The 26,385-nt window shown below is 65.8% G+C and carries 19 protein-coding genes and 3 pseudogenes; 8 read left to right on the forward strand and 14 right to left on the reverse strand.

The genetic code is table 11. From position 1 onward, the window contains the following. Positions 1 to 452: 452 nt before the first annotated feature. Complete coding sequence (locus FUT88_RS23965; protein WP_147218942.1) at positions 453 to 1,136, reverse strand: pyridoxamine 5'-phosphate oxidase family protein; 684 nt, start codon at positions 1,134 to 1,136, stop codon at positions 453 to 455. 92 nt (positions 1,137 to 1,228) lie between these two features. Between FUT88_RS23965 and FUT88_RS23970 the strand changes: the two genes are divergently transcribed. Beyond that, positions 1,229 to 2,698, forward strand: a complete 1,470-nt coding sequence (locus tag FUT88_RS23970; protein WP_147218944.1) for a PLP-dependent aminotransferase family protein — start codon at positions 1,229 to 1,231, stop codon at positions 2,696 to 2,698. Positions 2,699 to 2,701: 3 nt separating this feature from the next. Here FUT88_RS23970 and FUT88_RS23975 read toward each other — a convergent pair whose 3' ends face one another. From FUT88_RS23975 to FUT88_RS23985, 3 genes are all read right to left on the reverse strand, one after another. Next, a complete protein-coding gene (locus tag FUT88_RS23975) occupies positions 2,702 to 3,364 on the reverse strand; it encodes an N-acetyltransferase (protein WP_261797282.1) in 663 nt (220 codons plus the stop codon). After that, positions 3,361 to 4,224, reverse strand: coding sequence for a DUF342 domain-containing protein (locus FUT88_RS23980; RefSeq protein WP_147218945.1), 864 nt, complete (start codon positions 4,222 to 4,224; stop codon positions 3,361 to 3,363). The genes FUT88_RS23975 and FUT88_RS23980 overlap by 4 nt, the downstream gene beginning before the upstream one ends. A gap of 154 nt (positions 4,225 to 4,378) precedes the next feature. Beyond that, positions 4,379 to 4,705 carry a hypothetical protein gene (locus FUT88_RS23985; protein ID WP_147218947.1) on the reverse strand — a complete coding sequence of 109 codons (327 nt, stop codon included), beginning with the start codon at positions 4,703 to 4,705 and terminating at the stop codon, positions 4,379 to 4,381. A gap of 175 nt (positions 4,706 to 4,880) precedes the next feature. Here FUT88_RS23985 and FUT88_RS23990 point away from each other — a divergent pair, with 175 nt between their 5' ends. Further along, positions 4,881 to 8,441, forward strand: a complete 3,561-nt coding sequence (locus FUT88_RS23990; protein WP_147218949.1) for an indolepyruvate ferredoxin oxidoreductase family protein — start codon at positions 4,881 to 4,883, stop codon at positions 8,439 to 8,441. Positions 8,442 to 8,518: 77 nt separating this feature from the next. On the opposite strand, the gene sbcB is transcribed toward FUT88_RS23990, so the two are convergent. Beyond that, on the reverse strand, positions 8,519 to 9,958 hold the full coding sequence (gene sbcB, locus FUT88_RS23995; RefSeq protein WP_147218951.1) for an exodeoxyribonuclease I: 1,440 nt from the start codon (positions 9,956 to 9,958) through the stop codon (positions 8,519 to 8,521). A gap of 147 nt (positions 9,959 to 10,105) precedes the next feature. Between sbcB and adhP the strand changes: the two genes are divergently transcribed. Further along, positions 10,106 to 11,128 (forward strand): alcohol dehydrogenase AdhP, encoded by a 1,023-nt coding sequence (gene adhP / locus FUT88_RS24000; RefSeq protein WP_147218953.1) that lies wholly within the window; start codon positions 10,106 to 10,108, stop codon positions 11,126 to 11,128. A 59-nt stretch (positions 11,129 to 11,187) separates the two neighbouring features. Beyond that, on the forward strand, positions 11,188 to 12,183 hold the full coding sequence (locus tag FUT88_RS24005; protein ID WP_147218954.1) for a 2-hydroxyacid dehydrogenase: 996 nt from the start codon (positions 11,188 to 11,190) through the stop codon (positions 12,181 to 12,183). A 9-nt stretch (positions 12,184 to 12,192) separates the two neighbouring features. Here FUT88_RS24005 and FUT88_RS24010 read toward each other — a convergent pair whose 3' ends face one another. Next, positions 12,193 to 12,822, reverse strand: coding sequence for an HD domain-containing protein (locus FUT88_RS24010; protein ID WP_147218956.1), 630 nt, complete (start codon positions 12,820 to 12,822; stop codon positions 12,193 to 12,195). Between the two features lie 127 nt (positions 12,823 to 12,949). On the opposite strand from FUT88_RS24010, the gene FUT88_RS24015 reads away from it, so the two are divergent. The 3 genes from FUT88_RS24015 (at position 12,950) to FUT88_RS24025 (ending at position 16,013) form a co-directional block, all read left to right on the forward strand. Continuing rightward, complete coding sequence (locus FUT88_RS24015; protein ID WP_147218958.1) at positions 12,950 to 13,681, forward strand: Crp/Fnr family transcriptional regulator; 732 nt, start codon at positions 12,950 to 12,952, stop codon at positions 13,679 to 13,681. Between the two features lie 88 nt (positions 13,682 to 13,769). Beyond that, on the forward strand, positions 13,770 to 15,020 hold the full coding sequence (locus FUT88_RS24020; RefSeq protein WP_147218960.1) for an MFS transporter: 1,251 nt from the start codon (positions 13,770 to 13,772) through the stop codon (positions 15,018 to 15,020). A gap of 180 nt (positions 15,021 to 15,200) precedes the next feature. Further along, complete coding sequence (locus FUT88_RS24025) at positions 15,201 to 16,013, forward strand: ferritin-like domain-containing protein (protein ID WP_147218962.1); 813 nt, start codon at positions 15,201 to 15,203, stop codon at positions 16,011 to 16,013. 80 nt (positions 16,014 to 16,093) lie between these two features. Here FUT88_RS24025 and FUT88_RS24030 read toward each other — a convergent pair whose 3' ends face one another. The 6 genes and pseudogenes from FUT88_RS24030 to FUT88_RS24055 all read right to left on the reverse strand — a co-directional run bounded on the left by FUT88_RS24030 (position 16,094) and on the right by FUT88_RS24055 (position 24,475). Beyond that, positions 16,094 to 17,152 carry a porin gene (locus tag FUT88_RS24030; RefSeq protein WP_147218964.1) on the reverse strand — a complete coding sequence of 353 codons (1,059 nt, stop codon included), beginning with the start codon at positions 17,150 to 17,152 and terminating at the stop codon, positions 16,094 to 16,096. 321 nt (positions 17,153 to 17,473) lie between these two features. Next, the gene (locus FUT88_RS24035) at positions 17,474 to 18,133 is read right to left on the reverse strand and encodes a response regulator transcription factor (protein WP_261797283.1); all 660 of its coding nucleotides are present in this window, start codon (positions 18,131 to 18,133) and stop codon (positions 17,474 to 17,476) included. A gap of 141 nt (positions 18,134 to 18,274) precedes the next feature. Further along, a pseudogene (locus FUT88_RS24040) lies at positions 18,275 to 20,262 on the reverse strand (Cache 3/Cache 2 fusion domain-containing protein). Between the two features lie 121 nt (positions 20,263 to 20,383). Next, positions 20,384 to 23,142, reverse strand: a pseudogene (locus FUT88_RS24045) (hypothetical protein). A 119-nt stretch (positions 23,143 to 23,261) separates the two neighbouring features. Continuing rightward, positions 23,262 to 23,489, reverse strand: coding sequence for a hypothetical protein (locus FUT88_RS24050; RefSeq protein ID WP_027680468.1), 228 nt, complete (start codon positions 23,487 to 23,489; stop codon positions 23,262 to 23,264). Between the two features lie 197 nt (positions 23,490 to 23,686). After that, positions 23,687 to 24,475, reverse strand: coding sequence for an SDR family NAD(P)-dependent oxidoreductase (locus FUT88_RS24055; RefSeq protein WP_147218966.1), 789 nt, complete (start codon positions 24,473 to 24,475; stop codon positions 23,687 to 23,689). Positions 24,476 to 24,756: 281 nt separating this feature from the next. Here FUT88_RS24055 and FUT88_RS24060 point away from each other — a divergent pair, with 281 nt between their 5' ends. Further along, the gene (locus FUT88_RS24060) at positions 24,757 to 25,245 is read left to right on the forward strand and encodes a MarR family winged helix-turn-helix transcriptional regulator (RefSeq protein ID WP_147218967.1); all 489 of its coding nucleotides are present in this window, start codon (positions 24,757 to 24,759) and stop codon (positions 25,243 to 25,245) included. A gap of 81 nt (positions 25,246 to 25,326) precedes the next feature. On the opposite strand, the gene FUT88_RS24065 is transcribed toward FUT88_RS24060, so the two are convergent. Both FUT88_RS24065 and FUT88_RS26335 read right to left on the reverse strand, forming a co-directional pair. Continuing rightward, the gene (locus FUT88_RS24065) at positions 25,327 to 26,025 is read right to left on the reverse strand and encodes a response regulator transcription factor (protein WP_147218970.1); all 699 of its coding nucleotides are present in this window, start codon (positions 26,023 to 26,025) and stop codon (positions 25,327 to 25,329) included. 107 nt (positions 26,026 to 26,132) lie between these two features. After that, positions 26,133 to 26,385: pseudogene (locus FUT88_RS26335) on the reverse strand (serine protease); the annotation flags it as partial.

Consider the following 26,385-nt stretch of genomic DNA (forward strand, 5'->3'; position numbering starts at 1 on the left):
CGACTTCCCTTGAATTTGTGTGACCGTGCGGGGAAGGAGGCAAACTCGCTGCGCTCAGATCAGCCTCCTTCTTGATCCGCCCGCTCACAAAAAATTCAAGGCGCCATCAAGGGCTCAACGTCAAAAGAAAAAGGCCAACCCGTCGCGAGGTTGCCTTTGTCGTTTCGGCTTGCGCCCAGAGTGTTTGGCTTTGTCCGTTGACTTTCTCTGCCCTAGATGGCGCCTTCAATTTTTGTAAGCGGGCGGAAAAAAAAGGCGGGGAACTGTCTGAGCGAAGCGAGTTTTCCCCGCCTCCGCCGGTTATGAAAATTGAGGGAGTCTTTCGCCATCTCGGGCGCGCATTTCTTTGCTTACTTTCTTTGGGCAAGACCAAAGAAAGTGAGTCAGCCCCGGCAGGGGATGAAACAAGGGATGCACCACCACGACCAAAAAAACAACCAGCACCCCAGCCGTCACGACACCACCACATCCCCCACCGGCACGCGAGCACTGTCCCTCCACTCCTGCACATAATCCGGCGTACCCGCCGGCGCAGCCTCCACCACCGGCGGCAACGGCAACAGCGCCATCGGCAGCACCCCAGCCCACACAGGCAGGTCAAGGTCTTCAGCATCATCCTTCGGCCCGCCCGTGCGCACCTTGCACGCCGCCTCACCCAGCGGAATGCGCAGCACGGTCGTGGCGGCAAGTTCCTTGGCATTACCGGACCGCGCCTGTCGTGAACGACCAGGCGCGAGCACTTCCATGAACGTATCGAGCACCGCAGGCTTCTGCGCATCCGGCACGACTTCGAATGCACCGTAAATGACAGCCGACCGGTAGTTCATCGAATGGTTGAACGCCGAGCGCGCCAGCACCAGGCCGTCGATGTGCGTGACGGTCACGCAGACCTGCGCCCCGCTGCCTGCCAGCTTGAGCATGCGGCTGCCGTTGGAACCGTGGATGTACAGATGATCGCCCTCGCGCCAGCAGGCGGTCGGGATGCAATGCACGCCGTGCTCGTCGGCGAAGGCGATGTGGCAAACGTAAGCCTCGTCGAGGATGGCATGCAGCGTGGTGCGGTCGTAGTGGCCGCGGTGCGCGACGCGGCGCACGCGAGTGCGTGCGGTGGGCGATGTGCGTTCTGTGGTCGACACGCGAGGCTCCGAATCATCAATCGATATGCCGACAATAGAAAAACCGTGGCACCATGCATAGACCCACCAAAATGCAAGGTCTTGGAGCCACGATGGACTACGGCGTCCTGCTGTCGAACTACGAACGCACGGCGATGCACGGCGAAGGCGGAGCCCGCACCTCGCAGCAGCACCGCCTGTATGCCTGCCTGCGTGCGGCCATCCTGAGCGGACAGATCGAGGAAGGCACGCGCCTCGCGCCATCGCGCACGCTGGCCGAAGAGCTGGGCATCGCGCGCAACTCGGTGCTCTACGCCTACGAGCAGCTCGCTGCGGAGGGCTTCGTGCTCAGCCGACGGCAAGGCACGGTGGTGGCACGCGTCGGCCTGCAGCAAACGCCCACGCCGGCGCCGGATGCCCCGCCCGCGCTATCGCACCGCGTGAAGGATCTGGAGCGCCCGCGCGGCGGCATGGACGACCTGCTGCCCTTCCTGCCCGGCACGCCTGCGCTGGACGAATTCCCGCTGGCGCAATGGCGCCGGTGCATGGAGCGTGGATGGCGCCGCATCGGTCCGGGGCAGATGGGCTACGGCCCGGTCGAAGGCAACGTCGCGTTGCGCCAGGCCGTGGCGGAATACCTGCGCGTTTCGCGCGGGGTGCGCTGCGATGCGACGCAGGTGTTCATCACCGATGGCACGCAGAACAGCCTCGACATGTGCGCCCGCACGCTGGCCGATGCGGGCGACACTGCATGGATCGAGAACCCCGGCTACTACGGAGCGCGCGCCGCCTTGCAGGCCGCCGACATGCGCTTGGTACCGATCAGCGTCGATGCCGATGGCCTCGCCCCGCGCGCGGAAGACTGGCGTGACACGCCGCCCCGGCTCATCTACATCACGCCATCGCACCAATACCCGCTGGGCGCGGTGATGAGCCTGGAGCGCCGTCTTGCGCTGATCCAGCACGCACGCGCAGCCGGGGCGTGGATCATCGAAGACGACTACGACAGCGAGTTCCGTCACACGGGCGCGCCGCTGTCGGCCGTGCAAGGCCTGACCGAAGATGCGCCCGTCATCTATCTCGGCACGTTCAGCAAGATGCTGTTCCCGGCGCTGCGCCTCGGCTACATGGTGGTGCCGCCGGCACTGGCGCCCGTGCTGAAAAAGACGGCGGGTGCGCTGATGCTGCGCGGGCGCGTGGCTGAGCAGCTCGCGCTGGCCGAGTTCATCGAGGCGGGACATTTCACGCGGCATCTGCGCCGCATGCGTCGCCTCTATGGCGAGCGCCGCGATACGCTGCAGGCCGCAATCGAGCGACACCTGGCCGGCATCGTCACCGTATCGGGCGGTGCGGGCGGCATGCATCTTTCCACGCGGCTCGACGCGCCGGTGCGTGACACGGAGGTCAGCCGCGTCGCCCGGGAACGCGGGATGGTGCTGCGGCCGCTGTCACGCTTCTGCCTGCCGGGCACGCTGACCGCGCAATACAACGGCCTCGTGCTCGGCTACGGCAACGTGCCAGCTGACGCGATGGACGGATTGGTCCTGCGCATGCGCGACGCGATCGAGAGCGTCGCCGGCTGATTTTCAGGCGGTCATCTTCGTGGCGGCTGCCAAAGCATCGATGGTCCAGCCGGCGCCCAACAACACGCGGCGCGTGTGCAAGGCATCGAGCACATCGCCGCCAACCGCATCGCCGAGATAGCGCAAGCGCTTCTCGCGCACTTCCACGTAACCCGACGCATACCGCGCCGCCAGCGACTGCCACAGCGCGTGCGCGCCCGTCGACTGCCGAGCGCCGCTCATCAGGCACATACCGCCATCCAGCGCGCGCCGGTACACCGCCGATGCGAGCCCGCGCCGCTGGTACGCCGCCGCATATTTCGAATGCGGTGCACGCAGGATGCGATCGGCACGCTTGTCGAGTTCAATCAGCCGGTTGAACAGCGTGACGCCAGCAAAGCGCCGCGCGGCCACATCTTCGACGTAGACGTAAATCTCGCCGTCGGCCTCGCGCGTGTGCAGGCGAAAGCCGGGCAAGGTGCCATCGTCGCAGGCCATGCCGTGCAGCGGCGTGCCGGGCGTCTGCATGCGCTCGTACAGCGTGTCGAGTTCGTGCTCGATGTCGACGCTGCCGTGTTCGACGTCGATGCGCAGACCTAGCGGTGCAAGCCAGCGCTGCAACTGCTGCAAGACGGACGGCAGCGTCGGCCAATCGATGGGCGGTGGGATGGGCAGCGCGCAGCTCATCGCGCACCCCAGTGTCCGCTGACCAGGCCTTCGGGACGCGCAACCGCATGCACGCGCGCGCTGACGGGCCAGTCGGCCATGCGCACCGCCAGCCCGGCATACACGCCGTAGCCGGGCCCGGCCACGATCGTGCCGCCCGCCTCCACGCCTTCGCCCGCCCGGATGGCGCCGCCCGCTTCAATGTCGCCGCCGGCCCGGATGCCCCACCCCGCTTCGAGATGCGTGTCGGCGCACAGGTCGCCACCGGCGAAGATGCCGTTCGCGCTGACGATGCCGGCCTCGCTGATCACCTCGCCGCCCGCGCGCAGGCCCTTGCCGCAGCGCACGTTGCCGCGCGCCGCCAGTGCCTCGCCAACCAGCAAATCGGCGGCGGCGTCGATGCCGGCATCGCAATGCAAGTCGCGATGCACGCGCACGAGGCCGCCGCAATGCAATGCGCCGGTAGCGGTCAGGCCCCAGCCGACGCGCAGGTCGCCGCCGACATGCACGGCGCCGTCGCAGTAAAGACCGGCCTTGGCTTCCAGATCACCGCCGGTGGTGATCGACTCGCCCGCACGCACGCCGCCGCCGGCGCGAATCGCCTGGCCAGCGCGCAACACGCCATCGACGTGAATGCCGCCGCGCACGACGATGGTGCCGGCAAAGACGAGCGCATCGGCTTCGATGTCGTCGGCGTCGAGCACGGCATCGGTCGGGCCGAAGTTGTCGAGCAGCCAGACGGCATCGCCGATGCGGCCTTCGCGTACGAGGCTGTCGAGCAGGTGTTGGTAGTCGGTGCCGCTGTGGCGGTTGCGGATGTACCAGCGGTAGCCATCCGCGCAAGGCCGCTTGGCCTTGACGAAGTTCTGCGTGAGTTCCATGGCAGTTCCTGCGCCGCCGCGCCGGGTTACATCCGGCGACGGCAGGCGTACCGGCGCCGGCGCGTGTCAGCGCCAAGCCGGAATGAAAGGGAGAGGGGAGCGGAGCGTGCCGTACGGGGCAGGTGCGCCAGCTTGTGGCGACACCCCGCACGGCTTACGAAAGCCGGGCGAGCAGGAAGTGCCGGAGGGCGACGTGCGTGCTGAACCGATCGCGCCAAGGGCCGCCACGCAGGCGCGCGCCGTCTGCCGGCAGCGTGTGCCGGGGTTGGGCGGTGGCGAAAGCGGTGGCGATCACGATCGTGGTTTGAGGAATTCGGGCGGAACTGCGCAGGATGGCGGCGCGGCTTGCCAAAGTCCAGGGATTGCGTGACTTGGCCGCAGCTTCTTCACCAAAGTTTGCCGATTTCGCCGCAAACGTTGCATGCACCGCACAACCGGTGCAACCGCCGCCTCCATCCCCCTGCATGCGTGCATCGGACACCACAACCAAGGGAAAACCCGCCCCCATTCTTGCTGCGTTGCACGGTGTTCCGAATGTCACGCGATGCTACGATGCCTCGACCCACGGCCGTCTGCCAGTTTCCACAAGAAACGGCGCAGGCGGCACCAAAAGAGACCTGCTGTCGGTGATCCCGGCACACCCACCCGGAGCACGCATGAATGCCCCTCTGAACGACGCGCTACGCCGCGCGCTCGAAACCGTTTCCCTGGACGACAAGTACACGCTCGAGCGTGGCCGCATCTACATCAGCGGCACGCAGGCACTGGTGCGTCTGCCGATGCTGCAGCAGGAGCGCGACCGCGCCGCTGGGCTGAACACGGCGGGCTTCATCTCCGGCTACCGCGGCTCGCCGCTGGGTGCGCTGGACCAGGCCTTATGGAAGGCCAAGAAGCATCTGGCCGGCCACAACATCGTCTTCCAGGCGGGGCTCAACGAAGACCTGGCCGCCACGGCGGTCTGGGGCTCGCAGCAGGTCAATCTGTATCCGAACGCCAAGTTCAGCGGCGTGTTCGGCATGTGGTACGGCAAGGGGCCGGGCGTCGACCGCACGATCGACGTGTTCAAGCACGCCAACTCGGCGGGCTCGTCCGCCCACGGCGGCGTGCTGGTGCTGGCAGGCGACGACCACGCCGCCAAGTCCTCCACGCTGGCGCACCAGTCCGAGCACGTCTTCAAGGCGGCCGGCATTCCGGTGCTGTATCCGTCCAACGTGCAGGAATACCTCGACTACGGCCTGCACGGCTGGGCGATGAGCCGCTACTCCGGCCTGTGGGTGTCGATGAAGTGCGTGACGGACGTGGTGGAATCGTCCGCCTCGGTGGATGTGGATCCACACCGCGCGCAGATCATCCTGCCCGAAGATTTCGTCATGCCGCAGGGCGGCCTGAACATCCGCTGGCCCGATCCGCCGCTGGTGCAGGAAGCACGGCTGCTCGACTACAAGTGGTACGCCGGTCTGTCGTACGTGCGTGCCAACAAGCTCGACCGCGTGGTGCTCGATTCGCCGCAGGCCCGCTTCGGCATCATGACCGCCGGCAAGGCGTACCTTGACGTACGCCAGGCGCTCGTCGATCTCGGCCTTGATGAGGAAACCTGCCGCCGCATCGGCATCCGCCTGTACAAGGTCGGCTGCGTGTGGCCGCTGGAAGCGCACGGCGCGCGTGCGTTTGCCGAAGGGCTGCAAGAGATCCTGGTGGTGGAAGAGAAGCGCCAGATCCTGGAATACCAACTCAAGGAAGAGCTGTACAACTACCGCGACGACGTGCGGCCGCGCGTGTACGGCAAGTTTGACGAGCGCGACAACGCCGGCGGCGAATGGTCGGTGCCGATGGCCAACTGGCTGCTGCCCGCGCATTACGAGCTGTCGCCCGCGCTCATCGCGCGCGCCATCGCCACGCGCCTGGAGAAGTTCGAACTGCCGTCGGACGTGCGCGCGCGCATTGCCTCGCGCATCGCCATCATCGACGCCAAGGAGAAGGCGCTCGCCAAGCCGCGCATCACCGCCGAGCGCAAGCCGTGGTTCTGCTCGGGCTGCCCGCACAACACGTCGACCAACGTGCCGGAAGGCTCGCGCGCGCTGGCCGGCATCGGCTGCCACTACATGACCGTGTGGATGGACCGCCGCACCGACACCTTCAGCCAGATGGGCGGCGAAGGCGTGGCGTGGATCGGCCAGATGCCGTTCTCGGGCGACCAGCACGTGTTCGCCAACCTGGGCGACGGCACGTACTACCACTCGGGCCTGCTGGCGATCCGCGCGTCGATTGCAGCCAAGGTGAACATCACCTACAAGATCCTCTACAACGACGCCGTGGCCATGACGGGCGGCCAGCCGGTCGACGGCCCGCTTTCCGTGCCGCAGATTGCCGCGCAGGTCTACGCCGAAGGCACGTCGCGCATCGTCATCGTCACGGACGAGCCGGAGAAGTACAACGCCGCCATCAAGCTGCCTGAAGGCGTAACGGTGCATCACCGCGACCGCCTGGATGCCATTCAGCGCGAGCTGCGCGAAGTGCAAGGCACCAGCGTGCTGATCTACGACCAGACCTGCGCGACGGAAAAGCGCCGTCGCCGCAAGCGCGGCACGATGGCTGATCCGGCACGCCGCGCGTTCATCAACGACGCCGTGTGCGAAGGCTGTGGCGATTGCTCGGTCAAGTCGAACTGCCTGTCGGTCGAGCCGCTGGAAACGGACCTGGGCACGAAGCGCAAGATCAACCAGTCGTCGTGCAACAAGGACTTTTCGTGCGTGAACGGCTTCTGCCCGAGCTTCGTGACGGCAGAAGGCGCGCAGGTGCGCAAGCCGGAATCGCACGGCGTGTCGATGGAAGGCCTGCCGCTGCTGCCGCATCCTGAGCTGCCGGCCATCCACCGCGCGTATGGCGTGCTGGTGACCGGCGTGGGCGGCACAGGCGTGGTGACCATCGGCGGCCTGCTCGGCATGGCCGCGCACATCGAAGGCAAGGGCGTGACCGTGCTCGACATGGCGGGCTTGGCGCAGAAAGGCGGCGCGGTGCTCTCGCACGTGCAGATCGGCGAGCGCCCCGATTCGATCCACGCCACGCGCATCGCCATGGGCGAGGCGGACCTCGTGATCGGCTGCGACGCGATTGTCTCGGCGTCGGACGAAGTGCTGTCAAAGGTGCAGCACGGCCAGACGCGCGCCATCATCAACAGCACGGCATCGCCCACGGCCGACTTCATCAAGAACCCGAACTGGCGCTTCCCGGGCAGCTCGGCCGAGGCGGACATCCGCGCGGCCGTCGGCGACGCCTGCGCGTTTGAAGACGCCAACACGCTGGCCGTGCGCCTGCTGGGCGACGCCATCTTCACCAACCCGCTGGTGCTGGGCTTTGCATGGCAAAAGGGCTGGGTTCCGCTGACGCACGACGCGCTCATCCGCGCGATCGAACTCAACGGCGTCGCCGTCGAGAAGAACAAGACCGCGTTCGAATGGGGCCGCCACCTCGCGCAAGACCGCGAGGCGGTGCTCAAGCTGGCAGGCGACGCACCGCGTGCCAAGGCCGACGTCATCGCCCTGCCCTCGCTCGACACGCTGATCGCCCGCCGCGTCGATCTGCTGACCGCATACCAGAACGCCGCGTATGCCGCTGAATTCCGCGCGGTGGTCGAGCGCGTGCGTGCAGCAGAGGCCGCCGTGGTGGGGGCCGGCCAACCCCTGGCGCTCACGGAAGCGGTGGTGCGCAACCTGTCGAAGCTGATGGCGTACAAGGACGAATACGAAGTCGCCCGTCTGTACACCGATCCGGCCTTCCTCGACAAGCTGCGCGCGCAGTTCGAAGGCGAACCCGGCCGCGACTACCAGCTCAACTTCTGGCTCGCGCCGCCCATGACGGCCAAGCGTGACGAGAAGGGCCACCTGGTCAAGCAACGCTTTGGTCCGAACACGATGCGCATCTTCAAGGTGCTCGCCAAGCTCAAGGGCCTGCGCGGCACGGCGCTCGACATCTTCGGCAAGACCGAAGAACGCCGCACCGAGCGCGCGCTGATCGGCGAATACCGCGCGCTGGTCGATGAACTGGTGAAGGGCCTGACGGCGCAAAAGCTGGCCCAAGCCGTGGAACTGGCTCGGCTGCCGGAGGACATCCGCGGCTTCGGCCATGTGAAGGAGGCCAACCTGGCTGCGGCGCGCATCCGCTGGAACAAGCTGCTGGCCCAGTGGCGCGATCCGGCGGCGGCACAGCGGGCGGCCTGATCGGCGCCAAGCGTTCAGCATCGCCATGAAAAAAAACGGAGGCTTCGGCCTCCGTTTTTCTTGATGCGTCGGCTTCGTCAGCCCGGCACGATCTGCTGCGCGTAGTCGTACAGATCCTGCAGGATGGTCTGCGCACGCGTGTCGCCGTTCTCCGCCGCTTCCGCGCCCAGCTGTTGAAGCCGCTCGCCGAAAATTTCGAAGGTCATGTAGCCGTCACGGCCTTCGAACAGCCGCTCGGCGCGCAACTGCTCCCACTGCTCGTATTCCTCTTCGTTCAGCGTGTCGGGGAAGTTGCGTGCGCGGTAATGGAACAGCAGCTCAGGCAGGCGCGCGTCGGCAAACTCCGCATGCAGGCGCGCGAGCTGTTCGCCGCTGAGCGTGCGCAGCTCGTTGAGCAGGCGGCGATCGTCGTTGCCGACGAATCCGCCGTAGAGATTCTGGTCGACGTCTTCGATCGGCTCCAGTTCGCGGGCGTACACCTGACGCCATGTTTCGCGCATGTCGGGCGCGCCTTGGGCGATGGCGGCATGGCGTTCGATCGCGGCGAAGTCGATGCCCCAGCGTTCTGCCTGCGCGGGCTGCAGCGTCTTCATGTTGCTGATGACGATGGGCGACTTGTTGATGTGAATCGACTTGATCGGCAGTCGCGTGGTGCCTTCGGCCAGATCGGCCGTGCGCGTAAACATGCGCTCGCGGATCGTCGCCACATCCATATGGAACAGCTCGGTCGGGTCGAACGCCAGATCCCAGACGATCAGTTCGTTCTTGTTGGTCGGGTGCCCACCCAGCGGCCACACCACGGCCATGCAGCCACGCTCCACGCCGTACATGCCGGAGATGTGCAGCAACGGCCGCGGCGCATCGCCAATCTCGGCCACCACGCGGTCTTTCTTGCGCAGCGCCAGGCAGAAATCGAACAGGCGCGGCTGCGCATTGCGAATCAGGCGCGCGAGCGCGATCGTCGCGCGCACGTCGGACACCGCATCGTGCGCCGCCTCGTGCACCAGGCCGTTGGCCTTGGACAGATGCTCCAGCTTGAAGCTCGGCCGGCCGTCTTCGTGGGTCGGCCATTGAATGCCTTCCGGGCGCAGGGCCCACGTCGTGCGCACCACATCGAGCAGATCCCAGCGCCCGCACTCGTTCTGCCACTCGCGGGCATACGGGTCGATCAGGTTGCGCCAGAACAGGTGTCGCGTCACCTCATCGTCGAAACGGATGGTGTTGTAGCCGACGCCGATGGTGCCGGGCGTGCCGAGTTCGCGCTCGATGGCCTGGGCGAAACGGTATTCCGGAATGCCTTGCCGGGCGCATTGTTGCGGCGTGATGCCGGTGATGAGGCACGACACCGGATCGGGCAGCCAGTCGTTGGACGGCTGGCAGAACAGTTCGACCGGCTCGCCGATCTCGTTCAGCTCGGCATCGGTGCGGATGCCGGCAAACTGCGCGGGGCGATCACGGCGCGGCACGGCGCCGAACGTTTCGTAGTCGTGCCAGAGAAAGGTGGGAGTGACGGGCAAGGCAGCGGCTCGCTGGAAAACACTGAAGATGCCGGCATGTTAACAGTGTTGCCCATCCCGCTCGCCCTCCTTGGCGGTTGACTCACATCAACCCGCATCGGGCAGGGGTCGACCAGACTGGTATCTCCCCCAACCCGGAGATGTCTCATGGCCCAGTCGATGAAAGCCGCAGTAGTCCATGCGTTTGGCGAACCCTTGCGCATTGAGGAAGTGCCTGTTCCCACACCTGGGCGCGGGCAGATTCTTGTCAAGATCGCGGCCTCGGGCGTCTGCCATACGGACTTGCACGCCGCCGATGGCGACTGGCCCGTCAAGCCAAGCCTGCCGTTCATCCCCGGGCACGAAGGGGTGGGTTATGTGGCAGCCGTGGGCGAAGGCGTAACCGCCGTCAAGGAAGGCGACCGCGTGGGTGTGCCCTGGCTCTACACCGCCTGCGGCCACTGCGAGCACTGCCTGAGCGGCTGGGAAACCCTCTGCCACGAGCAGCAGAACACCGGCTACTCCGTCAACGGCGGCTATGCCGAATACGTACTGGCCGACCCGAACTACGTCGGCCACCTGCCCGCGCAGGTCAGCTTCGAAGAGATCGCACCGATCCTCTGCGCAGGCGTGACGGTCTACAAGGGCATCCGCATGACCGATACGCGGCCCGGCCAGTGGATCGCCATTTCCGGCATTGGCGGGCTGGGACACGTGGCGGTGCAATACGCGATCGCGATGGGCCTGCACGTGGTGGCCATCGACGTCGCGCCCGACAAGCTGGCGCTGGCACGCGAGCTTGGGGCCAAGCTCGTCGTCGATGCCTCCCAGCAGGATCCGGCGGCCGTGATTCAGAAAGAGATCGGCGGTGTGCACGGCGTGCTAGTGACGGCGGTGTCACGCAGCGCCTTTGCGCAAGCGCTGGGCATGGTGCGGCGCGGCGGCACGATCTCGCTCAACGGGCTGCCGCCGGGCGATTTTCCGCTGCCGATCTTCTCCACGGTGCTCAACGGCATCACCGTGCGGGGCTCGATTGTGGGCACCCGGCGTGATCTGCAGGAGTCACTGCAGTTTGCCGCCGAGGGGTTGGTACGCGCCCACATTCACCGCGACAAGCTCGACAACATCAACCAGGTGTTCGCCGATCTGAAGGCCGGCAAGGTGGATGGCCGCATCGTCCTGACGCTCTGAGCGCCAGCACCCGGCGGTGCGAGTAAGCTGCAGGCATCACGTCCGCTTGCCCCACCGCCATGCGCATTCTCTTTTTCAGCAGCCACCGTTACGACGAAGACAGCTTCCGCGCCTCGCTCGCGCGTGGCGGCCACGGCTTCGACCTCGTCTTCCAGCGCGCGCACCTCGACGCGCAGACGGCGTCCCTCGCGTCAGGCTTTGAAGTGGTATGCCCGTTCGTGAATGATTGCCTCGATGCGGAAGTGCTCGAGGCGCTGGCAGCGGGCGGCACGCGGCTGATCGCGTTGCGCTCGGCAGGTTTCAACCACGTCGACCTGGCGGCCGCGCAGCGTCTGGGGCTGACGGTGGTGCGCGTGCCAGCCTATTCGCCGCACGCGGTGGCCGAACATGCGGTCGGCATGATCCTCACGCTGAACCGGCGGCTGCACCGCGCCTGCAATCGCACGCGCGAAGGCGATTTCTCGCTGGACGGATTGTTGGGCTTCGACCTGGCAGGCAAGACCGTCGGCGTCGTTGGCACGGGGCAGATCGGCCAGGTGTTCGCGCGCATCATGGCGGGTTTTGGCTGTCACGTGCTGGCATTCGATCCGTTTCCGCAGGCGGCGCTGACGGCGCTGGGCGTGCGCTACGTGCCGCTACCCGAATTGCTGGCGCAGGCCGATATCGTCAGCCTGCACTGCCCGCTCAACGCCGGCACACACCACCTGATCGACGCCAGCGCGCTCGCCAGCATGAAGCCGGGCGCGATGCTCATCAACACGAGCCGCGGCGGCCTGGTCGACAGCCCCGCCCTGATCGACGCCCTCAAGACCGGCCAGCTCGGCCACCTCGGGCTGGACGTCTACGAAGAAGAGGCCGATCTGTTCTTCGAAGACCGCTCCGCCGACGTGCTGCAGGACGACGTGCTGGCGCGGCTGCTGAGCTTTCCCAACGTCATCGTCACCGCGCATCAGGCGTTCTTCACGCGCGAAGCGCTGGCGGGCATTGCCGACACCACACTCGCCAACGTGGCGGCGTGGGCGGCCGGCGCGCCCGTCAATGTGGTGAAGGCCTAGGCCGGCACATTACGCTGCCGCGGCTTTCGGCTGCGACAGTTCGCTTTCGCCTTCCTTCACGTAGATGGAGTTGCGTGGCCTGGCCAGCACGCGCCGCACCATCGGCTCGAAGAACGACAGCGGCAGGTTGTCGTAATCCGGCATGAAGGCCGCGGCGTCGTATTTGGCGCAGAACTCAGCGGTGCGCTCGAACAGCTCGGGCTGGCTGCGGTACTGCTCGCGCAGGTTGCGGTCGAGCCCGAGATGGTGGAAGAAGTAGTAGCCCTGGAAGATGCCGTGCTTCTCGACCATCCACAGGTTTTCCGGGCTCACGAACGGCTTCAGGATGGCCGCGGCGATGTCCGGATGGTTGAAGCTGCCCAGCGTGTCGCCAATGTCGTGCAACAGCGCGCAGACGACGTATTCCTCGTCACGCCCGTCGCGGTGGGCAAGCGTGGCGGTTTGCAGGGAATGCGCGAGACGGTCGATCGGAAAGCCGCCGCAATCACCGTCGAGCAGCTTCAGGTGCGCGAGCACGCGGTCGGGTAATGCACGGGCGTAAGGCATGAACTCCGCCGAGATAGCGGCCCAGTCCTCGCGCGTGCCGTGCTCCATATGGGAAAACGTTGCGCGCGGGGCGGTGTGTTGGGAATCGGTCATTGGGGGTGTCTCCTTCGTCGCCGGAATGGTCGCGTCGGTGCCGCGTCGTATTTCTTGAGTGGCTGGCTGCGCGGCTAGCGGGCCATTCTCTGCCGGCGCTTGCATGCAGACTGTCAAGCGTTTGACAATGATCGGACCGCCCTCGCCGCATCCTGCCGCCATGCCCGCAGACGCCACCCACACCGCCGCCGCGCCCACGCCTGCACAGCTCGCGCAGGGCTGGCTGCGCGACGCCCCCGCCGAGCTGCTGGCCGAGATTGCGCCCACCGCACGCCTGATCACCTACCCCGACGGCGAATGCATCCACCCGCACGGCGGTCCCGCACAGGGCATGTTCCTGATCGTGCGCGGCCGCGTGCGCATCAGCCGGACGACGGACGGCGGCAGCGAACTCGTCTACGGTGTGCTGCGGGCGGGCGAATGGTTTGGCGAGATCGCGCTCATCGACGGCGGTGGCCGCACGCACAGCGCCCATGCGCAGGGGCCGACCACGCTCGTCTTGCTGGGCAGCGCGGCGTTTGCGCGCGTGGTGTCGGCTTACCCGGCCGGCATGTGGGCGCTGATGCAGCAGCTCTGCCAGCGCATCCGCCTCATCTTCGACGAGTTCGAGCACGCCAGCGAAATGCCCGCCGATGCCCGCCTCGCCCAACGACTGCTGCAGCTCGCCCGCGCCGGCGATGGCCGCTCCGTGGCCGCCAGCAACGAAGAACTGGGCCGCATGCTGGCGCGCTCGCGGCAGACGATCTCAAAGTACCTGCAGGCGTGGCAGCGCGCGGGCTGGATCCGCTGCCATTACCGGACCGTCGAGATCGTCGACGCGGCAGCTTTGCGGAGGCTGATGGACGGGCACGCTGCTTGAGCGTGCCCTGCGCATGGGGCGCGCGCGCCGCAATCTGCGCCGATAGAATGGATTTTTGCCGCGCAGATCTGCCCCTTCCACCGCTCCCATGAACCCCATGTTCTCGCCCGGCTCGCCTGAAGGCCGGCGCCTTGTGTTGTTGCTGGGCCTCGCGCAGATGGTGTCGTGGGGCACGCTGTACTTCACCTTCACCGTGTTTCTGGCGCCCATGCACGACACGCTTGGCTGGGCGCGGCCGTTTCTGGCGGGCGGGTTTTCGCTCGGGCTGCTGGTGTGGGCGCTGTGCTCGTTCTGGGTCGGACGCGCCCTCGACCGCTGGCCGGCGCGCCGCGTGATGGGAGGAGGCACCGTGCTGGCGGCGGGCGGTCTGCTGGCGTGGTCCTTCGTCTCAAATGAGGCCGCCTTCCTGTTGCTCTGGTTGCCGATGGGCCTGGCGATGGCCACGACGCTCTACGATCCGGCCTTCGTCGTGCTTCGCCAGGCGTTTGGCGATGCGTACCAGCGCCCGATCATTGGCCTCACGCTGATCGCCGGGTTCTCCAGCACGCTGAGCATTCCGCTTGCGCAATGGGGCGTGGAACACGTCGGCTGGCGGCACACGCTGCAGCTTTTTGCGCTGGCGCATGTGCTGATCTGCCTGCCGATCCATGCACGCCTGCGTGTGCGACCGCCCATACACACGCCAGCGGAGGCGCTCGACCCGACAGCACCCGTGCATGCCTCGGCATGGCGCATGGTGCTGCGCCTACCTGTGTTCTGGGCGGTGGTGCTGGCCTTCGTGGCCACGAGCCTGATCGCCACTGTGCTCGGGGCGCACCTGATTCCGCTGCTGACCGAGAAAGGCGTGCCGACCAGCCGTCAGTTGCTGATCGCCGCGCTCATCGGTCCGGCCCAGGTGCTCGGCCGGCTGGCCATGATGCGTTCGCGCCCGGCGCACCCGGTGCGCATTGCTCCATGGACGTACGGCGCCATGGCAGCCGCACTCGTCGTGCTCGCGCTCTCAAGCGGGCCGGCGCTGATCGTATTTGCGCTCGTCTACGGCGCAGCCAACGGCATCAACACAATGGTGCGCGCGATCGCGATGCCAGAGCTGGTGTCGCGCAACCAGTACGCCACGCTCAATGGCCTGATGATGACGCCCGTGCTACTAGCCCAGGCCAGTGCACCGTGGCTGGGCGCCCTGCTCTGGCGGGCCACCGGCGGTTATGCAGCCGTCGAATGGGCGATGGTCGGAGCGGCCCTCGTCGCGCTGATGGCCTTTGCCTATGGGTTGCGGAACGCGCAAAAACGCCCTGTACCGACTTCTGCGTCTCATGCCAAGGTGACGCAATCGCCATGACGTGTGCGCCACTTTGTGGGCGAAACATTGCTTTTAGGAACCTTTGCAAGCGCACATCTGTCTTGAAACATGGGACGTGATGTTTCATTCTCATAGGAGAGGCGGTCCGCTTTTTGCGAGACCGCCGACGGAGGAAGCGCCTTGTCACAGGTTCATCTGGAAACATCTGAAAGCGAACGCATGCCGTGGTCGGTCCAGGAGATCGCCTACGACAGCATCGACGTCGCACGCGTGCGCGAAAACGGCACGCTGTTCTACCTCGTTGCCAGTGCATCGTTTGTGGAGAGCGGCTCCGACCTTTATGCCGGCAACCTCGCGCAGTACTACGCCGATCGCCCCGATACCGCGCACTGGCTGACCCACCATTGGGAACGCGAAGAACTGCAGCACGGGCGAGCATTGCGCCGCTACGTTGAAACCGTCTGGCCCGAATTCGATTGGGAGCGCGGCTACGCCCGTTTCTTCGAGGAATACTCGGTCACGTGTTCGATCGATCAGTTCGAGCCCACGCAGGCATTGGAAATGGTCGCGCGCTGCGTCGTCGAAATGGGTACGGCCACCTTCTATCGCGCTATCGCCCAGGCAGCGGCGCAAGCGGATGAACCCGTGCTGCGCGACCTCGCCAGCCGCATCTCGGCCGACGAAGTGCGGCATTACAAACACTTCCTGCGGTTCTTCAACGAGTGCAACGCGAGCGAAGGCGTGGGCCGCGCGCGGGTGCTCAAGGCGCTCGCCTCGCGCCTGCGCGAAATCAAGAATGAAGATTCGATGATCGCCCTGCGCAATGTCCTGCGTATCGAGCGCGGCCAGGAAGATGTGCCCGAGGCCGATGTCCGCGCCCTGAACTCGCGCGTCAGCGCGCTGGTGCGCTCATATCTGCCGCTCGACATGGCCGCCAAGATGCTGCTCAAGCCACTGCGCCTGCGCCCGGGGTTCGAGCGCTCGATCCGGCCGCCGCTGGTGGCCGTGGTGCGGCGGGTGATCCTGCACTAATCGCCGCGTACGAACGAGGCGCCAACAAAAAAACCCGGGCCGAAGCCCGGGTTTTTCGTATCCAACCGACAGAAGGTCGATTAGAACTTGTGGCGGATACCGACCACGGCGCCCAGTTGGTTATTGGTGCTGCCATCGGCGCTCGTGAACACGTCACCAAAGCCGGCCACGCCCAGCGGCAGTGCCGCATTGCTGCTGTTTTTGGCGTACGCCAGGTTCAGGTACGCGTCAGTGCGCTTGGAAAGTGCGTAGTCGCTGCTCACGACGAACAGCCACGGGTTGCCCGCACCCTCTGCCTTGAAGTTCTGGTAGTAGGCCGTACCCGTCAGGGTCAGCGCCGGCGTGGCTTGATAGCCGACACCCAGCCAGTACAGGTTCGAACGTGCCGAGTCCAGCCCCAGGCCAGTTGCGTGAGCCCAGCGGTAGCCCGCGTACAGCTTGGCCGGACCATAGGCGTATGTACCGCCAAGCATGGCACGCTGGATCTTGATGTCGGCCAGCTCAGCCGTGTTGCCATTCGTCCGGTCGTACACCACACCGACAGAGTACGGGCCGCTGGCGTAGTCCAGGCCCAGGCTCCACTCGCGACCGACCTTGTTGTTGCCGGCGACTTCCTGGCCATCGCTGCGCGTCGAATACAGAGCTGAAGTCCTCACGCCACTGAACGTGCCCACGTACTTCACGGCATTGTCAGCACGGCCGGCCAAGGCGGCATCTTGCGAAGCCAGCGAGTAGCGATTGGCAATTGCCATCGGGTCGTAGTTCAACGCAAAGTCGAACATCAGATTCTGCTGACGCCCCAGGGTCAGTTGGCCCCACTGCCCTTGCAGACCGACATAGGCATTGCGGCCGAACAGACGGCCGTCTTGACCCGAACGGCCGTCGTCGATGGTGAAGCCGCTTTCCAGGTTGAAGATGCCCTTCAGGCCGCCGCCCAGGTCTTCAACACCGCGCAGGCCCCAACGCGAGCCCGACAGGTTGCCCGACTGCATCGCGGTGCGCGAGCCACCGTTGCCCGGAGCCTTGTTGACCCATTCAACGCCGGCGTCGACCACACCGTACATCGTCACGCTCGATTGAGCGAACGCGCCAGCCGAAACCAGGGCGGCAGCAGCGGCCGCAAACAGCTTGATCTTCATATCGTTTTCCTTGAAAAACACTATCGCGGGGATTTGCGATCGGCGGCCATTATGTATTCCGGCCTTGCATCTTCATCAATTTCAAAAACAGCCTGTGGTAAATATGAAACCTAAGCATTTGCAGCCAAATTATTCATATGAATCAACGGTTTGCAGCCACAGCGCAAGAACCGTAAGCGTGGCTTACCAGAAGAGAATCCCATGGCTTACCCGACGTAATCCATTGCGCCAGAAAAGTCATCCAAGCGATGATAAAAATTAAAGTATTGGCGAGCTTTTCTTTTCGATTATGATTCGGCCCGAAGCTTGAAAATGACAGTTTCACAGCTTCATATCGACTTTAAGAGACCGCCCTAAACAGCGGTCTCTTTTTTTGCCCGTGAATTGCGCCGATGGATCAATCGGGAAGTCCGACCTTCCTTGAGATGCGGTGCTTGAACGTGGACACCGTCTTGGGCGAGATGCCGAGGCGTTGGCGATCTCAGTGTTCCGATGGCCTTCGGCGAGCAGTTGGTTCACACGCATTTCGCGCTGAGTGAGCGTGGCAAGCCCCGCGCCTTCCGACGGCCCCATCGCTGAGGCGGGAAACGACAGATAGCCGCGTGCCGCCAGCAACAACGCCGCCGTCAGCACGGAGGTCGCTTCCGATTTCGGCACGTAGGCGTTGGCGCCTGCCAGGAAAGCGAGCCGTGCCTCATTGCCGGTGGTCTGGGCAGACGTGACGACCAGGCCGATATCGCGGCGCTGCGCACGCACGCGACGCACGAGTTCCAGCCCGTCCAGGTTTGGCAGATTGATATCGACGATGGCGAGCTTCGGGCGCGCGGAGCGGATCAGCTGCAGCCCCTGCGCGCCATCGGCCGCCGTGGCGACGAGCTGCAGATGCGGCGATCCGGCAAGCAGGGCCCGAAAGGATTCGAGAACGATCGGGTGGTCGTCAATGGCGACGACCGGATGGAAGGTTTGGTCTGCGGTGGACATGGCGAGTGGTGACCGAGCGGGGTTCCATGCTGCGAGTCACCGGTGCGGATCGGGTTCCGCGCGGTACAGGTTTGCACGATTGCCCGCCAAACCTTGTACCGATTGCAACGCCACATCATCAATTCATGACATCTTGCCGGGTCAGGCCAGCCGGAACACATCCACCGCGCCGCGCAGTTCCTGGGCTTGCTGGCGCAGGCTTTCGGCCGCGGCGGCGGCTTCCTCGACCAGCGCGGCGTTCTGCTGCGTGACCTCGTCCATCGACGTGACCGCGCGGTTGACCTCTTCGATGCCTTGCGACTGTTCGCGCGACGCGTGGCTGATCTCGCCCATCAGGCCGGCAATGCGCTCAACGCGCGTCACGATGTCCTGCATGGCATCGCCGGCGCCGCGCGCGGCCTCGTTACCGGCCTGCACTTCTTCGACCGAGCGACTGATCAACTCCTTGATCTCCTTGGCGGCGGCGGCACTGCGCTGGGCGAGGCTGCGCACCTCGCCGGCCACGACGGCAAAGCCGCGGCCCTGTTCGCCCGCGCGGCGGCTTCCACGGCGGCGTTCAGCGCCAGGATGTTCGTCTGGAACGCGATGCCGTCGATGATGCCCGTGATGTCGGCAATCTTCTGCGCCGTGGCGTGGATGCCCGACATGGTGCCGACCAGCCGCTCGACGGTCTGCCCGCCGGCGTTGGCCGCCTCGCTGGCGGATTGCACCATGTCGTGCGCGTGGTGGGCGCTCTCGGCGTTCTGGCGCACGGTGGCGGCCAGTTGTTCGATGCTCGACGCGGTGCGTTCCAGGCTGCCGGCCTGCGCTTCGGTGCGGACGGAAAGATCGGCATTGCCGGCGGCGATCTGGCCGGTGCTCGACGCGATGGTCGAGGCGCTGGCGCGCACCTTATCGACGATGCCCGACAGGCCGTCGCCGACGCCGTTGACGGCGCGCATGACCTGGCCGATCTCATCGCGGCGCGTGGTGGGCAGGCGGTGCGTGAGATCGCCCGCTGCCACACGCTGCGCGACGTTCACCACCTCGGCCAGCGGCGTGCTCACGGCACGGCGCAGCATCCAGTACAAGCCGCCCGCCAGCAGCGCGCCGAGCGCCAGCCCCAGCAACAGGAACCGGTTGCGGGCGGCCACCAGATCGGCGTTGAGCTCATCCACGTAGGCCGTGCCGGCAATCAGCAATTGCCAATCCGGGTATTGCGTGAAGACGGTCAGGCGCTCGCGCGCGGTGCCGCCTTCCGTGTCGGCCAGCACATGACGCAGCGTGCCGTCCTTGCGCGCGATCATCTCGCGCACCCAGGCCCGGCCGTCGGCGTCCTTGGCGTCGAGCAGGTTCTTGCCTTCGCGGTCTTGCGCATGGTCGATCAGCACCTTGCCCTGGTCTGCGCCGGGCTTGCCGTCGATGACGAAATAGCCGCCCGTCTTGCCGATGCCGTGTGAGCGAATCTTGTCCTTGAGCAGCGCCAGTTCCGAGCGCACGTCCACACCCACGTAGAGTGCGCCGATGACCTTGCCCGACGCATCGCGCACGGGCTCGTACTTGCTCATGTAAGGCACGCCAAACAGCCACGCCAGGCCGCGGAACGGCTCGCCGGCCATCAGCGCCTTGTAGCTCGGGTGAGCGCGGTCGAGCAGCGTGCCGATCGCGCGTTCGCCGTTTTCCTTCTTGAGCGAGGTGGTCACGCGCACAAAGTCGTCACCGGTGCGGGCAAACACGGTGGCGACCGTACCGCCGGTGCGCGCGAAGAACTTGTCCGGCACCGTGAAGTTGAGGTTCAACACCGTGTCGCCGCTCTTGAAGGTGGGCGTCGGCTTGCCGGCCACTTCCACGGTCTGCGCCGGATCCACGCTGTACGGCCCGGGCGCGGCGTCGGCAAAGGCGGTTAGGAAGCGGTCGGCCTCGGTGCGCATGGTGCCGTCGAACAGGCTGATCATGTCGCGCATGGCGGCCTCCTGGTCATGCATGGCTGATTGCGTATTGGCCTCGAGCATGCGCAGGCTCGATTGCGAGTTGGCCAGGGCAAACATGCCGAACACCGCCACCAGGGCGATCAAGCCAATCACGGCCAGGCGGGTGCCAAGACTCGTTGGCGATTGTGAAACTTCAGAAAGGGGCGCAGACGCTCTCATGCTTTTTTTCCTGGGGGTCGTCAGTCGGGTTAACAACGGATCGACTGGGAAAAGCTTGAGCGCAAACGTTTTACAAACCGCTTTGTCTGATAAACCAGACATCTGTCTGCCATCCCGGACGTCACCGGTCGCAGGTCAGCTCGACATGCTGCGGCGTGAGCCTGGCGGCGTTGCCGGCGCCGAGTTCGATGCGCCAGTCACCCCCGCGCGCGCGCCCACGTCGCGGCCGTCCACGGTGGCGCGGCAGCGGGCCGCGTTGGCAAAGCGGATGAACGGCCGCACATAGCCGGCAACATCGACCGACAGGGAACGGCCGTCCGCGCTGCGCCGCCAGTTCGACAGGCGGCCGCTGGCCTCGCGCACGTACGGCAGCGTCGGGCCGCCGTTGTCGAGCGCAAAGCGCGCCGAGCCGCTGGTCAGATGGATATACGTGCCGCCCGGACCCGCCGCGTAGCCCGCCACATCGCGCGCATCCGCAAGACGCGGCACACCGGCGCCGGACCAGCGCACGGTGCGCAGATCGCCATTGCCGCGCACAACCCAGGCATCGCCGTCACGCGCAACCGCGATGGCACGGAAGTCGAGCACCTTGCGGATGTAGTCCGACGCGTAGATCGGCATGACGGGCTGGGCGAGCGCCCAGTCGTAGACCTGCCGCAAGGCGGTGAGCGAAGCCAGCTTGGTGCCCGAATACATGTGGTAGTAAATGCCGATCGGCTTGAAGCGATAAGGCTTGTCGGTCAGTTCGAACGTTTCGATGGCCCGCGAGAAACCGTAATACGGGCCGTGCCAGAGGTTGGTGTAGATGTTCTCGTTCTGGTCGGGCGCAAAGACCTGGAACAGGCCGTCGCCTTTGTCCACGCCAAGTGGCGCCACGACCGTCCAGCTCGGGTTGGAGCGCGTGATGTAGGTGTCGCCGCCGTTCATGTTCAACACACCGGCCTCCACCGTCTTCTGCACGGCAATCGGCGGCACCTGGCCGTTGCCGCTCCACAGCAGCACCATCACGCGCTTGCCTGGCGGCGCCAGCTTCGTGTTGATGTACTGGATGGAGCCTGCGATCTCGCGGTCGAAACTGAAGCGGTAGTTGGGAATCCTCAACGAGAAGGACGTGTCGCTGCCTTCGGGCGTTGCGGCGGAGGCCGGATCGGGCGGATTGGTGGTGCGCAGCCAGTTGAACGGATGCGAGAACGTGTGGCTGGCCAGTTCCACGTAAGGCTGCGCAAACAGAGCGCGCGCGATCGGCTCAAGCTGCGGCGTGAGCTTCGGGTACACGCCGTCGGCCGCCACTTCGCCCTCGATGATCGACACGGTGGTGGGCACCTTGTAGCGGTCCAGGATCTCGCGCAGCAGCGCCTGGCCGGAAAACTCGCTCGGCGGGAATTCGGTGCGGGAGGCAAATCCGTCGCCGTCGATATGCACGGTCATCAATCTGCGGCCGTTCTCCGTCGTCGTGTCGGGCACGGGCATGGCCGGCAGCTGCAGCGCGCGGCGCAGAAAATCGAGCGGCTGGATCACCCAGCGCGCCTGGTCGACCTCGGGCATGCGGAACACGCCAAATGGCTGCAGCACATAACCGCCCCACGGCATGATCGCCGCCGCGTCGTAGGCGTAACTGCCGGCCGAGAGCCGCAGCAGCGACTGCGCCCCCGCCACGCTGGAATCGACCTGAACCCCCACGGCCATGCGCCGGTCTGGATGGGGCTGCAACTCGAAGCCCATGATCGGATCGCGCGAGACCACGGCAAGCGGCCCGGCCGGCGTGCCGGGCACGGCTTGCAGATCGAACATCTGCGCCGTGGGCGCATCCATGTTCAGCCCGAACTGGTTGAACATCGCCACACGCACGCCGGCGCCCATCGTCCGCCGAAGCCACGACGCCCACGCGCCCGGCCGGGATGCAACGCCGTCGAACCACGTGACAACGCCCGCATAGCGGTCGGGCGTGACGGCCGGCAACGGCTTGTTGGCGTCGGCAAACTCGACGCGATAGCCGAGATAGTTGATCGGCATGGCCAGATAAAGGACCGACGGCGCGGTGTTGGTGCTGGTGCCGGCCTCCTGCGGCTCGACGAGCAGGATGCGGCGCGGCATCACTTCCAGGCGGCCGATGCCGATGAAGTCGGCGCCCGGTGTGGTCGCGTAGCTGCTGACGCCCGCTGTGCGCGCCACATTGGCGGTCTCGCGCAGACAGGCCCGGTTGTAGTTGGGGCAGTAGTCGAGCGCCACTGCAGGCAGGTGGTACTGGGCGCCGATGTTGCGCAGCGTGGCGATCCGCGCCGTGCGATCGGCATCCGCCACATCCTGCAAGCCCTCGCCGCCGGCGCGCTCACGCACCAGCCCCGCTGTCACCACGCCGGACAACTGCGGTGCGAGCGTCTCGAGCCACGCCGTGCCGCCGGCCAGCAGCTTGGTCTGCGGCGCGCGGGCGTGCAGCGCCTGGGCCAGTGCCGCAATGCGGTTGCCCGCGTCGGGCGCGCTGTGCTGAAGCACGTCGAGCCCATCCAGCAGGAAGCCCGCATAGCCTTGCGCCAGCAGCGGCGCAAATACCTGGTCGATCACATTGGCGGGCCACGCACTGGCGCGCATTGCGTCGGTCTGCTGCGTCAGGTCTACACGGGCGAACCACAGCGTGGGCGATGGCTGCTTCGGATCGAAACTGCCAGCCGTGGCCGGGTCCAGCACGACCCAGTCGAAGGCTTGCAGTTCAGCCACGGGGACATCGCGGCCGTAGTAGGAGGCGATCTGCGGATCAGCCGAAGCGGACGTCGTCGACGGCTGTGCAACAGCGGTCGCAACGCCGAACGCCAACGCAATGGCAACCAGCCACGTCGGCCACCGCCACACCCGCCTCTTGCCCGCCGCCTGCCTGCCGTGCATCCCGGTCCTCGAAAAGTCGATCCGACTTTCATTGTGTCGGGCAGCCGTCCGATTGCAATGTTTGCGGCCGCAGCGTGCCCGCCAGGGCACCTCGGTGCGCATGGCGGGGGGTACGCGGCTCAGTAGCCGACCACCGTGTATTGCGGGAATTCCGCTTCGAACGCCTTCTCCAGGTTGTCGGCAGAGGCGACTGCGGAGGTGTAGACAGCAGTTGTCGTGCCGCTGTCGTAGGCCAGCGTGACGGCCCAGGCGGCATGCGCCGTGTTGACGCGATCGCGTGCGGCTTGCGCCGCGAGCAGACCGGGGCCGTTATCCGGTTTGGTTCCGTAGACTTTGCAGTTGGACATGGCAATCACTCCGAAGATGTGGAAGGAATGCCGCCAACGCACGGGCGAGGACACGCTCGGTCTGGCTGGTCTGCGTTCTTGACGATACGGGTGAACAGACACGCTGCCGGCTGGTCCCGCCGGCATGCACCAGCGGCACGGCCAGCGTAAAAGCCGGGGCCGTGCGCCGGAATGGTGCGTTCGTCAGGGCTGACGTTCTAGAACGCCGACTTCACCACGCCGCCGTCCACGCGCAGCGCGGCGCCGGTGGTGGCCGAGGACAGCGGGCTCGCGACATAGGCGACCAGGTTGGCCACCTCCTGCGTGCTGGCAAAACGCTTGATGAGCGAGGTTGGGCGGGCCGTCTCGAAGAAGGTCTTCTCGAACGCGTCGAAGCTCTGGCCGCCCGAGAGCTTTTCGACAAACTCATCGACGCCTTCGGAGCGCGTCGGCCCCGGCAGCACGGCATTCACCGTGATGGCCGTACCTGCAGTCAGCTCGGCCAGGCCACGCGAGAGGCCCAGCAGCGCGGTCTTCGTCACGCCGTAGTGAATCATCTCAACAGGAATCTGCACGCCGCTCTCGCTGCTGATGAACACGATGCGGCCCCAGTTCTGCGCGCGCATGCCCGGCAGATACGCGCGGGACAGACGCGCCCCGCTGAGTACGTTGACGTTGAAGAAATGCTGCCATGCGGCGTCGTCGATTTCCTCAAACGGCTTGGGCTCGAAGATGCCTAGGTTGTTGATGAGGATGTCGACCTTGGGGAAGCGGGAAAGCAGCGCGTCGGCCTGCACGGGATTGGACAGGTCTCCGGCAAAGCCCTCGACCTGGGCGTCGGGCACTTCGGTGCGCAGGCGCGCAATCGCGTCGTCCACGGACGCCTGGGTACGGCCGTTGACGATCACGCGGGCGCCTTCTGTGGCCAGTGCTACAGCAATGGCATGACCGATGCCCTTGGTCGAGCCGGTCACGAGAGCGAGCTTGTTCTGAAGGTGGAGGTCCATGGCGTTCAAAAAAGGAATATGGAGGAGGACGAGCACGCCGCGCCACATGGTGCGCGTAGGTTACGGCGTCGACGTTTCAACCATGATACGAAGCACCCCGCCCCTTGGCAGCCGCAATCGTTTTGCAGCGGTATCCAACGAGATTTGACGATCCGCGTCGGTATCGATCCCGGCTTGACGGCCTGGGCAAGCGACGATTAGTGTGCAATGAAGCACGCCACCGTTACGGGAACGCGGCGCGCCTTACAAGCCGGATCACCGGCAGAACGGGGAGCACCACCATGAGCATCGACGTACAGACACCTGAGGCCGCCGACACCAGCACCACGGAAGGCGCCTACCAGCTTGACACCATGGACCGCGATACCAACATCGGTCGGCTCGTGCACCGGGTCCGACATGCGTTGGTGACGCACATCGACAGTGCCCTGGCTTCGCTGGACCTGACTGCCGCGCAGTGGACGGTCGTCATCTACCTAGCGGAAGACCTGGCCACCACGCCGGCCGAACTTTCACGCCTGCTGCATTACGATCCGGGCGCGATGACGCGGCTGATCGATCGGCTGGAGAAGAAGAACATCGTCAAGCGCGCGCCCAGCGATGCGGATCGCCGCTCGGTGGTGGTCTCGCTGACCGAGCAGGGTCGTGCGCTGTATCCGGAGATCCGGCCGCTGATCATCGATGTGCTGAACCACCTGCTGCGTGGGTTCTCACAGACCGAGGTCAAGCAGTTGGAGAACCTGCTGCTGCGCGTGCTGCATAACGCCTGAGCGGATCAGGCGCTCGCGCTTCGGCAGCAACCGTCGACGTTGTGAGCCGCGCCTACGGCATCGCGCGGCGCGACTCGGCGCTCACTGCCCTTCAAGCTCGTGCTTGATCTTGAACAGCTCGGTATCGGTGCGGATACCCAGCTTGCGATAGGCCGATTGCTTTTGCGAGCTGATCGTCTTGATGCTGCGCGCGAACTTCTCGGCGATGTCCGTGACCGACATGCCCTCGAGGCAGCAGCGCAGCACTTCGCGCTCGCGCGGGCTGAGTTCCGAGCGGTCGATCAGCGCAGAGAGATGGGTGCCGCTGTCGGTGGGCGCGGGCGCATCGGCAGTCAGGGCATCGCGCTCCATCTCGGCCGCCAGCGCGGCATTCAAGCGCTTGCCGCCCGTGGCCACGGTGCGGATGGCGCGCACCAGTTCCGTCAACTCCTCTTCCTTGCCCACAAACCCGCGAGCACCGGCGTGCATGACCATGCCGACCGTCGCCTTGTTGTGATGCGCCGACGCCACGAGGATTTTCAATTCCGGATAGCGCACACGGATCAGGCGGATCAGGTTCAGCCCGTCGATCTCGGTGGGGCCCAGCGAGTAATCCATCAGCAGGACATCCACCACAAGGTTGTTGTCCTTGAGCGCCTGCACGATTTCGCGGCCCGAGGCAAACAGGCCGCAGACCTCGATGTCGGCCTCCTGCTTCAGGCGCGCAGCCAAACCATGGCGGACGACCGCATGGTCATCGAGCACGACCACGCGGATCGGTCGGGTCGCGGTCCAGTTCATGTTGGCAGGTTCCTCTTCGACGGGTTTTACTGGCAGCACAAAAGCGCCATCAAGGTGCTGCAGCGGCCGGCCGACATCTTAATAGCATTCCCGCGCAGCGACGGCGGTTACTTCGCCTCGACGATGGTGTCGTCTCGGGCGTAGACGGAACAGTTTCGATACTGCTCCTCGCACCACGACATCGCGCGGAACTCGGCGTTCTGCCCCCACGCGTAGCGGAACGCGTCGCCGTCGGCCGCAACGAACACCTTCGGCCAGGGCTTCTGCAAATACTCTGCAAATCCGGCTTGCGACTTCGGGCCGAGTTCACCGCGCTTGCGGGGCCGCGGCGCGGTGGCGGCCACCGCCGTGGCGGAAGCC

Origin of the sequence: Ralstonia sp. TCR112, assembly GCF_007997035.1 — a bacterium.
In the GTDB taxonomy this organism is placed as follows: Bacteria; Pseudomonadota; Gammaproteobacteria; order Burkholderiales; family Burkholderiaceae; genus Ralstonia; species Ralstonia edaphi.

What these genes read in the sequence shown, in the direction of transcription:
- FUT88_RS23970 (WP_147218944.1), top strand. Translation starts at nt 1,229, where the DNA reads ATGGACTACGGCGTCCTGCTGTCGAACTACGAACGCACGGCGATGCAC.
- FUT88_RS23975 (WP_261797282.1), bottom strand. Translation starts at nt 3,364, where the DNA reads ATGAGCTGCGCGCTGCCCATCCCACCGCCCATCGATTGGCCGACGCTG.
- FUT88_RS23980 (WP_147218945.1), bottom strand. Translation starts at nt 4,224, where the DNA reads ATGGAACTCACGCAGAACTTCGTCAAGGCCAAGCGGCCTTGCGCGGAT.
- FUT88_RS23990 (WP_147218949.1), top strand. Translation starts at nt 4,881, where the DNA reads ATGAATGCCCCTCTGAACGACGCGCTACGCCGCGCGCTCGAAACCGTT.
- adhP (WP_147218953.1), top strand. Translation starts at nt 10,106, where the DNA reads ATGGCCCAGTCGATGAAAGCCGCAGTAGTCCATGCGTTTGGCGAACCC.
- FUT88_RS24005 (WP_147218954.1), top strand. Translation starts at nt 11,188, where the DNA reads ATGCGCATTCTCTTTTTCAGCAGCCACCGTTACGACGAAGACAGCTTC.
- FUT88_RS24010 (WP_147218956.1), bottom strand. Translation starts at nt 12,822, where the DNA reads ATGACCGATTCCCAACACACCGCCCCGCGCGCAACGTTTTCCCATATG.
- FUT88_RS24015 (WP_147218958.1), top strand. Translation starts at nt 12,950, where the DNA reads ATGATCGGACCGCCCTCGCCGCATCCTGCCGCCATGCCCGCAGACGCC.
- FUT88_RS24020 (WP_147218960.1), top strand. Translation starts at nt 13,770, where the DNA reads ATGAACCCCATGTTCTCGCCCGGCTCGCCTGAAGGCCGGCGCCTTGTG.
- FUT88_RS24025 (WP_147218962.1), top strand. Translation starts at nt 15,201, where the DNA reads ATGCCGTGGTCGGTCCAGGAGATCGCCTACGACAGCATCGACGTCGCA.
- FUT88_RS24030 (WP_147218964.1), bottom strand. Translation starts at nt 17,152, where the DNA reads ATGAAGATCAAGCTGTTTGCGGCCGCTGCTGCCGCCCTGGTTTCGGCT.
- FUT88_RS24035 (WP_261797283.1), bottom strand. Translation starts at nt 18,133, where the DNA reads ATGTCCACCGCAGACCAAACCTTCCATCCGGTCGTCGCCATTGACGAC.
- FUT88_RS24050 (WP_027680468.1), bottom strand. Translation starts at nt 23,489, where the DNA reads ATGTCCAACTGCAAAGTCTACGGAACCAAACCGGATAACGGCCCCGGT.
- FUT88_RS24055 (WP_147218966.1), bottom strand. Translation starts at nt 24,475, where the DNA reads ATGGACCTCCACCTTCAGAACAAGCTCGCTCTCGTGACCGGCTCGACC.
- FUT88_RS24060 (WP_147218967.1), top strand. Translation starts at nt 24,757, where the DNA reads ATGAGCATCGACGTACAGACACCTGAGGCCGCCGACACCAGCACCACG.
- FUT88_RS24065 (WP_147218970.1), bottom strand. Translation starts at nt 26,025, where the DNA reads ATGAACTGGACCGCGACCCGACCGATCCGCGTGGTCGTGCTCGATGAC.